The 12,183-nt window shown below is 41.7% G+C and carries 13 protein-coding genes; 8 read left to right on the plus strand and 5 right to left on the minus strand.

Going from position 1 to position 12,183, the window contains the following annotated elements; all coding sequences use genetic code 11:
- The first annotated feature begins 76 nt into the window (after window positions 1-76).
- On the plus strand, window positions 77-745 hold the full coding sequence (locus QFZ73_RS17405) for an MBL fold metallo-hydrolase (RefSeq protein ID WP_307268695.1): 669 nt from the start codon (window positions 77-79) through the stop codon (window positions 743-745).
- An 18-nt stretch (window positions 746-763) separates the two neighbouring features.
- Entirely contained in the window at window positions 764-928 is a 165-nt protein-coding gene (locus QFZ73_RS17410; protein WP_307268696.1) for a hypothetical protein, read from the plus strand.
- 650 nt (window positions 929-1,578) lie between these two features.
- Here QFZ73_RS17410 and QFZ73_RS17415 read toward each other — a convergent pair.
- From QFZ73_RS17415 to kynU, 5 genes are all read right to left on the minus strand, one after another.
- Complete coding sequence (locus QFZ73_RS17415) at window positions 1,579-2,211, minus strand: LysE family translocator (protein WP_307268699.1); 633 nt, start codon at window positions 2,209-2,211, stop codon at window positions 1,579-1,581.
- Between the two features lie 214 nt (window positions 2,212-2,425).
- Window positions 2,426-3,052 carry an arylformamidase gene (gene kynB / locus QFZ73_RS17420; protein WP_251429522.1) on the minus strand — a complete coding sequence of 209 codons (627 nt, stop codon included), beginning with the start codon at window positions 3,050-3,052 and terminating at the stop codon, window positions 2,426-2,428.
- Between the two features lie 48 nt (window positions 3,053-3,100).
- Window positions 3,101-3,946 (minus strand): tryptophan 2,3-dioxygenase, encoded by an 846-nt coding sequence (gene kynA / locus QFZ73_RS17425; protein ID WP_251429963.1) that lies wholly within the window; start codon window positions 3,944-3,946, stop codon window positions 3,101-3,103.
- Window positions 3,947-4,006: 60 nt separating this feature from the next.
- Entirely contained in the window at window positions 4,007-5,428 is a 1,422-nt protein-coding gene (locus QFZ73_RS17430) for an amino acid permease (RefSeq protein ID WP_307268703.1), read from the minus strand.
- An 89-nt stretch (window positions 5,429-5,517) separates the two neighbouring features.
- Entirely contained in the window at window positions 5,518-6,795 is a 1,278-nt protein-coding gene (gene kynU / locus QFZ73_RS17435; protein WP_307268707.1) for a kynureninase, read from the minus strand.
- A 173-nt stretch (window positions 6,796-6,968) separates the two neighbouring features.
- Between kynU and QFZ73_RS17440 the strand changes: the two genes are divergently transcribed.
- The 6 genes from QFZ73_RS17440 to QFZ73_RS17465 all read left to right on the plus strand — a co-directional run bounded on the left by QFZ73_RS17440 (window position 6,969) and on the right by QFZ73_RS17465 (window position 12,041).
- A complete protein-coding gene (locus QFZ73_RS17440; RefSeq protein ID WP_251429531.1) occupies window positions 6,969-7,583 on the plus strand; it encodes a TetR/AcrR family transcriptional regulator in 615 nt (204 codons plus the stop codon).
- Between the two features lie 874 nt (window positions 7,584-8,457).
- A complete protein-coding gene (locus QFZ73_RS17445) occupies window positions 8,458-8,805 on the plus strand; it encodes a lmo0954 family membrane protein (RefSeq protein WP_034309581.1) in 348 nt (115 codons plus the stop codon).
- Window positions 8,806-8,824: 19 nt separating this feature from the next.
- A complete protein-coding gene (locus QFZ73_RS17450; protein ID WP_251429538.1) occupies window positions 8,825-9,460 on the plus strand; it encodes a PspA/IM30 family protein in 636 nt (211 codons plus the stop codon).
- A gap of 157 nt (window positions 9,461-9,617) precedes the next feature.
- Complete coding sequence (gene liaF, locus QFZ73_RS17455; protein WP_251429541.1) at window positions 9,618-10,364, plus strand: cell wall-active antibiotics response protein LiaF; 747 nt, start codon at window positions 9,618-9,620, stop codon at window positions 10,362-10,364.
- On the plus strand, window positions 10,361-11,407 hold the full coding sequence (locus tag QFZ73_RS17460; RefSeq protein ID WP_307268719.1) for a sensor histidine kinase: 1,047 nt from the start codon (window positions 10,361-10,363) through the stop codon (window positions 11,405-11,407). The genes liaF and QFZ73_RS17460 overlap by 4 nt, the downstream gene beginning before the upstream one ends.
- Window positions 11,400-12,041: a response regulator transcription factor gene (locus QFZ73_RS17465; protein WP_053536075.1), complete on the plus strand. Its 642-nt coding sequence runs from the start codon at window positions 11,400-11,402 to the stop codon at window positions 12,039-12,041. The genes QFZ73_RS17460 and QFZ73_RS17465 overlap by 8 nt, the downstream gene beginning before the upstream one ends.
- The last annotated feature ends 142 nt before the right edge of the window (window positions 12,042-12,183 follow it).

Consider the following 12,183-nt stretch of genomic DNA (forward strand, 5'->3'; position numbering starts at 1 on the left):
GATTATCTTATGAAATAATGGGTAATTTGCTATACTTGAGCAAGCCAATCACAACAATCGTAAGGAGAACGGAAACATGCAAACATTGCAGCACCTATCAAAACATATTGTCTACCTGCCGCCAGTTCAGGAAACGGATCGCCCGGTTCTTGCCGCCGTTACGGGAAACAAGAAAACGCTTATCATCGATGCCGGTAACTCCGTCCGGCATGCACAGCTCTTTAAGGACGAATTGCTTCGGAATGATATAAGCGGGGATTTTCTCGTTCTTACCCATTCACACTGGGACCATGTATTCGGACTGGAGAATATCGGGATTCCGGTGATTTGTCAGGAAAAAACATACACGAACATTAAAGATATGAAGCAGCTTTCATGGGAAGATCAAGCCCTTGATCAACGGGTCGAAGAAGGGACGGAGATACCCTTTTGCGCCGATGCAATCAAGTTGGAACATGGGGTGAATAGAGAGATTGCCTTCCCCCTGCCCGATATCATCTTTGAAAAAACGATGACGATCGATCTCGGCAATATAACCTGTGTCATAGAACATGTTGGCGGCGACCATGCCAAAGATTCCTGCATCATTTATGTCGCAGAGGAAAAAACATTATTTCTGGGAGACTGCCTATATGCCAATCTTTATGCTGAAAAATGGAATTATACGGCTGAACAGGCTTCGCTGCTCGTTAAGAAAATTGAAGCCTATGATGCAGAAACATATATACTTTCCCATCATGATTAGCCTTGCACGAGACAGGAGATGGAGGCAGAGCTTAAGCTAATGAAAGAATGTGCCAGAACCGTGGTCGAACATCGGGGAAACCGAGCTTTAATGGAGCAGGGATTGGCTAAAGAATTAAAGCGGGATTTAACTGAGGGCGAGCTCGAAACGATTGGGTTTTTCGTGAATGGTTACGTTAAGTGATTTGAACACCATGGCAAGTTAAAGATCACACAAAAGTTAAACACGTTTATTATAAAGGTTTGGGTGGGGTATGAGTTTGGTATTTACTGGGCTCATACCCTTTAATTTGACCTTTTTCCTCAACAGTCCTCAATAAGCTCATTCATGGTCCCCGCACAAAATCGATAATTATCGTCAGTAGTACTGAAACAATAAGAATTGATAGGAAACCTGATATGATTTTCCCTGCTTTTGCTCCCCTATTATCAGGATGAATATGACCAATAATAAAGGAGGGGATGAAAATTATTGCCGAATAGAACATTGTATAATGAATACCTGAATCTCCATTTGACCATACGCTAAGTCCGATATTATTTAAAATATTATCTCCAATTCAAGATTTATCGCCAAATTGAAAGGTAACAATATTCCGATTAATCATAGCGCGAAAGAAAGAGAACCTAATCCGATATCCTTTGTTTTCCTACTTCGATAGTTGGCATGTGTTTTTCTCCTTGTATAAAAACACCAAATTATGGTTTTTTGTAGTGTAACATAACTCAACAAGTACTTAAATTCCTACACCTGTATCAGAACCAAAATAGACTCCAATAAAAACTGCACCTCCAATTGTTAAATGGTGTCTAACAATTAGGGTGCAGTTCTAATTAATTATGAGCTTTTTCCAAAGCTAGCTTTATCCCGAAACCAATCAAGACCGTCCCGGTTATACCCTCGAAAATCGCTTGGGTTCTAGGCTTTTTCATAAAGGCACTGATTTGGTGCAGCAGATAGATATAAAATACAAACCACAACGCAGTTAAAACGGTATACGTTATGCCCATGATCAGGAACGGTAAAAACGTATCATTTCCTGGATTCACGAACTGAGGCAGAAACGTTAAAAAGAAGACGGCGACTTTAGGGTTCAGCAGGTTGGTAAGGAATCCTTGCTTAAAGCAGGACTGGTTTTCGTATTTACTTTTGACTGACGTTTCCGTCGCTGCGGCAACTTGCTTATTCCTTAATCCCCATAAGGTCTTGAAGCCTAGATATACCAAGTAAACGGCACCGACATATTTGAATATGGAAAATAGTAAAGCGGATTTCACAATGATTGCCGAAAGTCCGAACACGGCAGCTGATGTATGGATAAGCAGGGCACAGCATGTGCCGAACATCGTTTTAAAACCTCCCGACGTCCCCACGGTAACGGTGTTCCTTGTGGCTATTGCTGTATCTGGACCAGGTAAGATGATGAGAAGAATGCACATGATGATGAACAAATAAAAGTTTTCCATATTCGGACCTCCACTCTTAGTGATGAATTCTGAAAATTATAACATAGATGTACTTGGTTTAGGGAGACAAATTTGATAGGATCTCAGGACAATGGAGGAGAGGGGGAATCGGCTTGACTAATAAATAGAGTGTTTAATGAAACAAAAAAACGAGCCAAATCATTTTTTGATCTGGCTCGTTTTTTTATTAATTCAATACCAACACTGTTATATGTTAGGGTAACTTTTTCAACACAGCACGTACCGGACTTCCATCTGCTTCAACTAATGGAAGAGGGAGGGCCGCCAGCTCATAATTACCCGGTCCTATACCGTCCAGTATAAGACCTTCCAAAATGTGAATTCCATGATCGGCAAGTTCATGGTGGGCAGATAGCTCTTTACTATCCAGTGGATCTACTGATGGTAAATCAAGTCCAATAAGACGAACGCCGTGTTCTGAAAGATATGCCGCTAATTCTGGTTGGATATGAGGAATGGTTTGTGGAAACACACTTCGATCCTTCCATGCATCCGTCCGAATTAACAGACGTGTAACGCCTTGTAGATCTATATTGGATAAATCATCGACTCCGATGCTTGTCTTGTTTGGTAAATGGATAACCCGGGCATTTCCCATATATAATTCGAGATCCAAATCAATCACTCTTTTTCCATCATCGTCAAAATGAAAAGGTGCATCAATATGGGTACCAGTGTGGACACTCATATTGATTTGACCTACATTGACAGATCCACTTTCTTCTTTACTCCAATTGACTTTGTATGAGAAAGGGGTATCTCCAGGCCAGACTGCAACGTTTTCATCCAGACGTTGTGAAATATCAATCCATGTCCCCATGCATTTACCTCCATCTCTTCTGGCTGTTTCTTTGCTACTTATTTCATCTTATAGCTTCGTTCTTAGACTCCATAGTTCTGGGAAAAAGTGTTGATCGAGTGCTCTTTTTAAATACGTTACACCTGATGATCCGCCAGTACCTTGTTTATTACCAATAATCCTTTCCACTGTGGTCATATGATTAAAACGCCATAATTGCTGTTGATGGCCAATGTCCACTAACTTTTCGCCCAGCTCATATAAGTCCCAATATTGCTCAACATCGCGGTAAACTGTCAGCCACGCCTCTTCTACACTTGCATTTGGTTCATATCTTTGTGACCAATCCCTGCTGATGGCTTCTTGATCAATAGGTAATCCGCGCGCCACAAGAGCATTAATCGCCGCGTCATAAATACTTGGCTCATGAAGGGCCTGCTGCATTTGCTCGTATAAATCTGTTTGGTGCTGATAGACTGATAGCGTATGGACATTTTTGTTTCCTAATGCAAATTCAATCAAACGATTCTGATAAGATTGGAATCCGGAAGATTGTCCCAGTTTATCCCTGAACTCCATGTATTCAGCCGGTGTTAAAGTTGAAAGGACATTCCATGACTGGATCAATTGCTGCTGGATCCTCGAAACGCGCGACAGCATTTTAAACGAAGGTTCCAACTTGTTTTGGCGGATAGACTCAGTTGCTGCTGTCAACTCATGTAAAATGAGCTTCATCCATAGCTCACTCGCTTGATGGATAATGATAAATAGCATTTCATCATGATGATCGGAACATCTATGTTGACTAGTTAAAATCTTATCAAGGTGGAGATAATCCCCGTATGACATCGATTTTTGAAAATCGGTTTGAATTTCTTTCTCTAGACCAGTTATTGTTTGTTCATTGCTATCCATATTCTTCATTCCTTAATCCCCTCACTTTTCCATATGCAAAAAACTTTTTATTCCGTCATTCTATTCTATCTTCTTTTCCAGAGATTCTTCCATTACATTATGGTTAATATTTCTTCTTTTTGAAACAAAATAAGCAACAGCTAAAAATAGTAACCAAGGTATCCCGAATTGAAGCATGATCTTGAAATCTGTAAACCATGTTGTAATCATTAAGCTGAATAGAAGAACGGCTCCTAGTATCGTTAAATAGGGAAAGCCGATCATCCTTACCGGTAACTTGCGTCCGCCGGTTTTCTCCCATTTCACCCTGAAAAATAAATGGGAAATGAAGATCATGAGCCATGTGAACATGGCACCGAACATGGAAATCCCCATCATGAATGCATAGGATGAACCAGGAAGTAGCGCATGAACGCCTGCAGCAATGAAAATCCCAGTTGTAGAGACAGCAAGTGCTTTTCCCGGAACGCCCCTTTTGTTTAACTTTCCTAAAAAGCTAGGTGCGTGTTTTCCGCGGGCTAATGAGAACATCATACGTGTTGAAGCATAGAGCTGGGCATTCATGGCAGATAAAGCAGCCGTTAAAATAATAAAGTTCATGATCCCGGATGCACCAGGAATGTTCAAGATCTCCATCACTTTTACGAACGGACTTTCCTCGATCCCAGCCGTTTTCCAGGGAACGATCATCAGCATGATGCCGATTGTCAAAACATAGAAGGTGGATAAACGGAACACGGTCGCTTTTAATGCTTTTGGAACTGCTGTATCAGGATCTTTTGCTTCCCCTGATGTAACCGCTATCATTTCGGTTCCGAGAAAGCTGAATAAAGAAATAAATACGGCTACCCACATTCCCCACCAACCAAATGGGAAAAAACCGCCTTCATTTACAAAGTTCTCAGGTCCTATATGTGGCTGATCGGATGAACCGAATAGTACATAGGATCCAAGAAGGATAAAACCAACGATGGCACTTATTTTAATAAAGGAGAACCAATACTCAAATGTAGCGAATGTATTCACGCTAGTAGCATTTACATAAATCAGGGCACCTGCAAACAGCAAAATCCATACGATTCCCGGCACGGTCGGAAACCAATACTTCATATACACGCTGACTGCACTCACTTCAACCCCAACAGCCAAAACATTGGCAATCCAATAAGAATAGCGGACAAGATAGCCTGCCATTGGAGTCATGTACTTTTCAGCAATGGCTCCAAAAGATCCGGAAGTAGGATGGGCAACCGTCATTTCGGCTAAACAGCCCATCAACAGTAAAACAATGAACGCCCCGAGTGCATAGCTCAGCAATACACTTGGCCCTGCCGCTTGAATCGCAAGCCCGCTGCCGAGGAATAAACCTGTCCCGATGGCACAGCCCATTGCGATCATGGAAAGCTGATTTGTTTCCAGCTCGCGTTTTAATCCTTTTTCTGGCTCATCTTTAAAGTTCAATTGAGTATTTTTGTTCTCCATAGTTCATCCCCTTTTTATCAAAAAAGATTTTATCCTGCCCTAATTAACTAACCATTTGAGGGATGAGCCTCATCTGGCGGAACTCCATGTTATGCGACCACTTCACGCTCATTTTTGAATTTTTCATATTGTTTTTCTGACATGATTTTCTTGAGTATTTGCACAACTTCCCAAACTTCTGCGTAGGAAGTATATAGTGCAACCGGAGCGAGACGAATGATGTTAGGTGCTCGGAAATCTGGAATGACACCGTTCTCTTTCAAGGCCTTACATATCCGTGCAGCTTCTTTATGCTCGAGGCTTACATGACCTCCGCGGCGTATGTCTTCTCTAGGAGTTCCAATGAAAAATCCCATGTCTTCCAATTCGAATTCGACTAAATCCATTAAATATTGATTGATTTTCAGGGATTTTTCGCGAATATTTTCAATTCCCGCTTCTATAAAAATATCCAAAGACCCAATCAAAGGTGCACAACTTAACACATGCGGTGTGCCAATTTGATACGCGCCTGCTGATTCAGCTGGTGTTAAGGTATGTTCCATATCGAATTGTTTATCTTTTTTGGAGCCGAACCATCCAGCCAATCCAGGCATCGTTCCAAAATGTTTTCGATTTACATATAAACCGCCAACACCGCCAGGACCGCCATTTAAATGTTTATAATTGCACCAATATGCAAAATCCACATCCCATTCGCTGAATGAATGCGGGATCGCACCAATAGAATGACATCCGTCAAATCCGATTACTATTCCTCTTTTATGAGCTTCCTCAGTTAATCGTTTCATATCCAATATTTGACCGCTGCGATACAGGACTGTTGGCAAGATGATCAAAGCGATGTCATCGGTCATTGCTTCGATAATGTCATCCTCTTCAAGAAATCTTCCATCGCGGCTTTTCACGCGGATTAGATTGGTTTCCGGATCGTATCCATGTGTACGCAGCTGACTTTGAAGTGCATAAATATCAGTTGGAAAGGTTAATTCATCCGCTAAAATTTTTGTGCGCAGGCCTTCAGGCTTATAAAAAGTAGCTACAAGTTGATGCAGATTTACAGTTGTGGAGCCGGTTACGATAACTTCCTCAGCAGAAGCTCCGACCAATTGGGCCATCTTCGCGCCCAATTTCTCAGCCATGAAAAACCATGGGTGATTTCCTTGTGTCCATCCATCAATCCCGTGCTCCTTCCAATCTTCCAAAGATTCCAAAAGAGTGCGTTCAGCCCTTTTCGAAAGAAGCCCCAAAGAGTTTCCATCCATATATATGGAATCCGGCTTTAAATAAAACTCTTCTCGAAAACCTTTAAGCGAATCATTCTCATCCATTTGTTTAGCGTGATCCAATGTGTATTCAGAAACCATAATCATCCTCCTATATTAGTATTCTAAATAATTCTAGGAGAATCGTACCAAAGAATATGACATGGTGTCAATAAGTTAATTCGGAAAATTAAAAACATTAAATCAATCTTTCCAACAAATGTTTTTTATTTTATGGAAATCCTTTATGCTAGAAGATAAGGGGAGGAATAAGCATGGAGAATGGCAAAGTAGGGGATAAACGGCATTTACGCTCGATCATGACACGTCAAAAGTTATTAGAGGCTGCAAAGGAAATATTTCTTGAAGAAGGTTATCAAGCTGCGCTTATTTCCCAAATGATCAAAAGGGCAAACATCGGATACGGAACGGCCTATGTTCATTTTAAAGGAAAAGAGGATCTGTTAATCGTATTAATGGAAAATGTAATGGAGCAATTCTATGAAATTGCCGAGACCTCTTTCTTTCCAAAATCAAAAGACGAAGCAAAACATATCATAAACAGGCAAGCTAATGCTTTTTTGAAAATGGCAGAAGCTGAACGCAATATGATGCAAGTTTTCGAACAGGCCATAGGGATATCAACCGTTATTTCAGATAAATGGAAAGCGATCCGCATGAAGTTCATTCAGCGAATTTCAAAGGACGTCGACTATGCACAGAAAAATGGGCTGGCAAGAGCTGATCTGAACCATGAGCTTGTGGCAAGAGGGTGGTTTTTCACAAATGAAATGTATCTATGGGAAATTGTCCGAAACGAACATCAAAGTTCTGTCGAAGAAATTGCTCAAACCATCACCTCAGTTTACGTCCAAGGCTTGTATTTGTAAGGATATTAGCAATTCACCAATCTTCCGGTTATATACAATCGGAAGATTTAATTTTATTAAAGACTTTCCCACCTTATCGGAAAAACTTCTTCCCGCCACTTAAAACCCGCAAAATTTTCACGAGAAAACCCCTCACGAACCAAATTCACGAGTAACGGCAAATTCACGAGTAAAGCAGCGGAACTCACGAGTAAAACGCCAAAACTCACGAGTAAAACCGAAGAATTCACGAGTGAAATGCCCAAACTCACGAGTGAACGCCAAATTAACGGGTAAAACATCATAATTCACGAGTGAACGCCAAACTCACGAGTAAAGCCGCAGAATTCACGAGTAAAACGCCCAAACTCACGAGTAAAGCCGCAGAATTCACGAGTGAACGCCAAACTCACGAGTAAAACGCCAAAACTCACGAGTAAAGCCGCAGAATTCACGAGTAAAATGCCCAAACTCACGAGTAAAACCGCAGAATTCACGAGTGAACGCCAAATTCACGGGTAAAGCCGCAGAATTCACGAGTGAACGCCAAATTCACGGGTAAAGCCGCAGAATTCACGGGTAAAACCGCAGAATTCACGAGTGAACGCCAAATTCACGAGTAAAGCAGCGGAACTCACGAGTAAAATGCCCAAACTCACGAGTAAAACCGCAGAATTCACGAGTAAAATGCCCAAACTCACGAGTAAACGCCAAATTAACGAGTAAAACCGCAGAATTCACGAGTGAACCACCCAAACACACGATCAAAACACCCTCATTAGCGTGGGACTTACAGCGACTACGCCTTAAGTCTTACTAGAAAATATAGCTAAGGCTCATTATACGAACTTGTAAAAGTAGATAAGATATAAACAAGGAAAGGAGGACGAAAACAATGAAGAAATTTGGTTTATTTATTGTAGGACTGATCGCATTATTCCTGTTACTGGCGAATGTTGGTCCATTGATCAGCCTGGCGATTTGCTTGGCGATCCTATACTTTGGATTCAAACAGTTCATGAAGTCCGAATCGACAGGAGCCAAGATTGCGTGGGGATCAGTCTCCATTATCGTGCTGATCGTTTCTATTTCCCATATCCCGGCAATATTGGGATTGGTGGCAGCTTATGTTCTTTACCTGGTCTATAAAAAATGGAATGAAAATGATGAAAGTGCATCTTCGAAAGAAAGTGACCCATTCTCAAATTTTGAAAGAGAGTGGAAAGAGTTGAATAAGAACTAATAGAAGGGATGTAATTGGAATGGGTAATTTATTTTCAAGAATGAAACAAACGATTTCAGCGGATTTTCACGACTTGTTGGATAAAAGGGAGCAAAAAAATCCAATTGGAATGTTAAATCAATATTTGCGTCAATGTGAGCAGGAGACAGAAAAGGTCGGTAAGCTGCTTGAACGTCAATATCTTTTGAAAGAAGAGTTTACGCGTGAATATAATCAAGCGCAAAATCTAGCTGAAAAACGTAAGCATCAGGCTGAGATTGCTAAGCAGTCGGGAGAAACAGATTTAATGGAATTTGCTATAAAGGAAAGCCTGCACTATGAAGATCGGGCGTTAAGTTTGAAGGAAGCGCATAAAAGCGCAGAGGTTCAGCTGGCTGAACTGGAGCGAAAATATGAAGAAATGAAGCATAAGCTGAAGGATATGCATCTAAAGCGGCTTGAACTGATGGGCAGGGAAAATATTGCCCGGGCAAACAACCGGATCAATCGGGTTTTGGACGGAGGCAGTTCCGAGGCCAAACCGATAGCGATGTTTGAAGAAATGGAGCATTATATCGATCGCATCGAGCACCAGGTCCATACTGATTATAATCGGCATACGATTGATGCCAGGATTGTCCAGCTTGAAAAAGAATTGGAACAGAAGGAAGCGTAAAGTTTTTTTTAGGCATCGCTGTCATCCCCTGGCCTTTTGGAATGGAGGGCGGGGGAAAACAGGCTGTCAGAACGTGATAATTTCATGGTATTCTTAAAAGGCACGGGTTCCTGTGCCTTTTAAGAATATCATGGACATATACAGGGGAGGCGAACCGATGTTGAACAAGATGAAGACGGACTATATGGGATGGATACTTCTCATCGGGGTCGTCCTGCTTTTTTTAGAGATTTCATTTACGGGTGGAGGTCTCCTTTTTTCCCTCGCTTTTTCAATAGGGTGTATCTATTTAGGCAGGAAATTCACAAAAAGGACAATCGGGAAAATACTATTTTTTATAGGGTTGATTTCCCTTATCATCACTGTCTTGAATATGTTCGTCTTTAGATTTTTCCTTATGGCAATCCTCATTTATCTTTTGCTTTTATATTATCAGTCCAAAAAGAATCCTGATTGGGTCAGTCCGATTTTAACCAATGATGATTCGGGTGAAGAAAAGATCAATAAGGAACGATTGCTGAAAACCGATTATCTATTTAAAAATAAATTGTTCGGCCATCAACAAACGGACGAGCATGTATATGAATGGAATTCCGTGAATGTTCAGGGCGGGGTCGGTGATACGGTTATCGATTTAAGCAAAACGATTTTACCGAAAGGCGACGCCGTCATTTCCATCAGGAATATCATTGGCAATATCACTGTGCTTGTACCGTATGGCATCGAAATCAGGGTCCATCATTCTGTCATTGCAGGCAGAGCGCGGATCTTTGAAAATAAGCCTGAATCCAGGGTCTTTAATCAAATTTATTCCTACCAAACGGAAGGGTTCAATGAAACGGATCACAAGGTTCATATCATCACTTCAATCTTGGTTGGGGATTTAGAGGTGAAGCGGATATGAGCATACTGACACGGCAGATATTGACTGCCCTTGGTGTTGCTTTCGTTCTTTCCATTGCCTTGCCGGCGGCTGTTTTCGTCATCTTTCCTTTATCCGACTGGAGCTTATTGTGGGAGAAAGTGGTCATGGGTTTACCCTTCGTCATATTCCTGCCAAGCCTGGTCATGTCGGTAGGGTTGATTTATGGAGTCGTTTCCGGAATGTTTTGGAAGAGGCAGCTGGAAAAGGTGGATGAAGGGCTGTATTTACTTGAACAAGGCCGCTTACCTTCTCAACAGGAGACGTATCCGGTCCAAGAGATGGCTAAAATGGTGGAGCGGATGCAACTAATCCATAAGCAAATCAATGAGCAGACAAAATTATCTCAAAAAATGGCGAATGAAAAGGCCATTGATCAGGAGAAACAGATCCAGGAAATCGTTTCCCAGGAACGAAACCGTTTGGCTCGGGAACTGCATGATTCGGTGAGCCAGCAATTGTTTGCCGCTTCGATGTTCATGTCGGCCATCACCGAATCTCAATCCGATATGGAAAAAACGGAAATGAAACAATTCAAGGTAGTGGAAGAAATGATCCATCAATCCCAGCTTGAGATGAGGGCGTTATTGCTTCACTTGAGACCTGTCGCATTAAAGGGAAAATCATTACATGAAGGAATGAAAGAGCTCCTTTTGGAATTGGCCCAAAAAGTGACGATGGAGATAAATTGGAAGATGGAGCCTGTCACTCTGGATAAGGGGATTGAGGACCATCTGTTTCGGATTTTACAAGAATCGATTTCAAATACACTAAGACATGCAAAAGCGAACTCGCTTGAAGTGCTATTGATCGTTCGTGATGGGCTGATCATTTTACGGATAACGGATGACGGCATCGGTTTTAACGTCGAGGAGTCGAAAACGGGATCATATGGTTTGCAAAACATGCATGAACGGGCTGTTGAATTAGGCGGAACGATGCACCTTGTAAGCGTTCCGAATAAAGGAACGAAACTTGAAGTGAAAATCCCATTATTAAATGCTGGAGGTGATCATGATGATTAAAGTATTATTTGTCGATGACCATGAAATGGTAAGGATAGGGGTATCGGCTTATTTATCTGCACAGTCGGATATCGAAGTGATCGGGGAAGCGGACAATGGCTTGAAAGCTGTCGAACTGGCAATGGAATTGCGTCCGGATATCATTTTGATGGATTTGGTGATGCCGGAAATGGACGGCATTGAAGCGACGAAACGAATTATCGAAAAATGGCCTGAAGCAAAGATCATCATTGTGACAAGCTTCCTGGATGATGAAAAAGTGTACCCGGCATTGGAAGCCGGAGCGACGAGCTATATGTTGAAAACATCAAAGGCCAGCGAGATTGCGAGAGCCGTCCGTTCCACTTTCCAGGGGCAAAGCGTACTTGAACCTGAAGTGACGGGAAAAATGATGGAAAAGCTCCGTCGCCCAAAGATTACTCAGCTTCATGATCAATTGACAAACCGTGAAATGGAAATTTTGCTGCTGATGACACAAGGGAAAACGAATCAGGAAATTGCGGATGAACTATACATAGCCCTGAAAACAGCCAAAGTGCATGTTAGCAATATATTAAGTAAGCTTGCCGTGCAGGACCGCACGCAAGCAGTGATTTACGCATTTAAGCATTCGCTCGTTCAAGAGGAAGAGTAAAGAGCGTCTATTTACCAAAAGATTAAAGTTTGTTATATTTAGGGAATTATCCCATCCTGTAAAAGTTCTTTCAAGGTTGCTAATTGCAGCCTTTTTTTTACGGATAACGGGAAAGTAGGCAGAAAGCGGATGAAATGATGTT

It is taken from the genome of Peribacillus sp. V2I11 (assembly GCF_030817135.1).
Taxonomy (GTDB): Bacteria; Bacillota; Bacilli; order Bacillales; family DSM-1321; genus Peribacillus; species Peribacillus simplex.

What these genes read in the sequence shown, in the direction of transcription:
- QFZ73_RS17405 (WP_307268695.1), top strand. Translation starts at nt 77, where the DNA reads ATGCAAACATTGCAGCACCTATCAAAACATATTGTCTACCTGCCGCCA.
- QFZ73_RS17410 (WP_307268696.1), top strand. Translation starts at nt 764, where the DNA reads ATGGAGGCAGAGCTTAAGCTAATGAAAGAATGTGCCAGAACCGTGGTC.
- QFZ73_RS17415 (WP_307268699.1), bottom strand. Translation starts at nt 2,211, where the DNA reads ATGGAAAACTTTTATTTGTTCATCATCATGTGCATTCTTCTCATCATC.
- kynB (WP_251429522.1), bottom strand. Translation starts at nt 3,052, where the DNA reads ATGGGGACATGGATTGATATTTCACAACGTCTGGATGAAAACGTTGCA.
- kynA (WP_251429963.1), bottom strand. Translation starts at nt 3,946, where the DNA reads ATGGATAGCAATGAACAAACAATAACTGGTCTAGAGAAAGAAATTCAA.
- QFZ73_RS17430 (WP_307268703.1), bottom strand. Translation starts at nt 5,428, where the DNA reads ATGGAGAACAAAAATACTCAATTGAACTTTAAAGATGAGCCAGAAAAA.
- kynU (WP_307268707.1), bottom strand. Translation starts at nt 6,795, where the DNA reads ATGGTTTCTGAATACACATTGGATCACGCTAAACAAATGGATGAGAAT.
- QFZ73_RS17440 (WP_251429531.1), top strand. Translation starts at nt 6,969, where the DNA reads ATGGAGAATGGCAAAGTAGGGGATAAACGGCATTTACGCTCGATCATG.
- QFZ73_RS17445 (WP_034309581.1), top strand. Translation starts at nt 8,458, where the DNA reads ATGAAGAAATTTGGTTTATTTATTGTAGGACTGATCGCATTATTCCTG.
- QFZ73_RS17450 (WP_251429538.1), top strand. Translation starts at nt 8,825, where the DNA reads ATGGGTAATTTATTTTCAAGAATGAAACAAACGATTTCAGCGGATTTT.
- liaF (WP_251429541.1), top strand. Translation starts at nt 9,618, where the DNA reads ATGTTGAACAAGATGAAGACGGACTATATGGGATGGATACTTCTCATC.
- QFZ73_RS17460 (WP_307268719.1), top strand. Translation starts at nt 10,361, where the DNA reads ATGAGCATACTGACACGGCAGATATTGACTGCCCTTGGTGTTGCTTTC.
- QFZ73_RS17465 (WP_053536075.1), top strand. Translation starts at nt 11,400, where the DNA reads ATGATTAAAGTATTATTTGTCGATGACCATGAAATGGTAAGGATAGGG.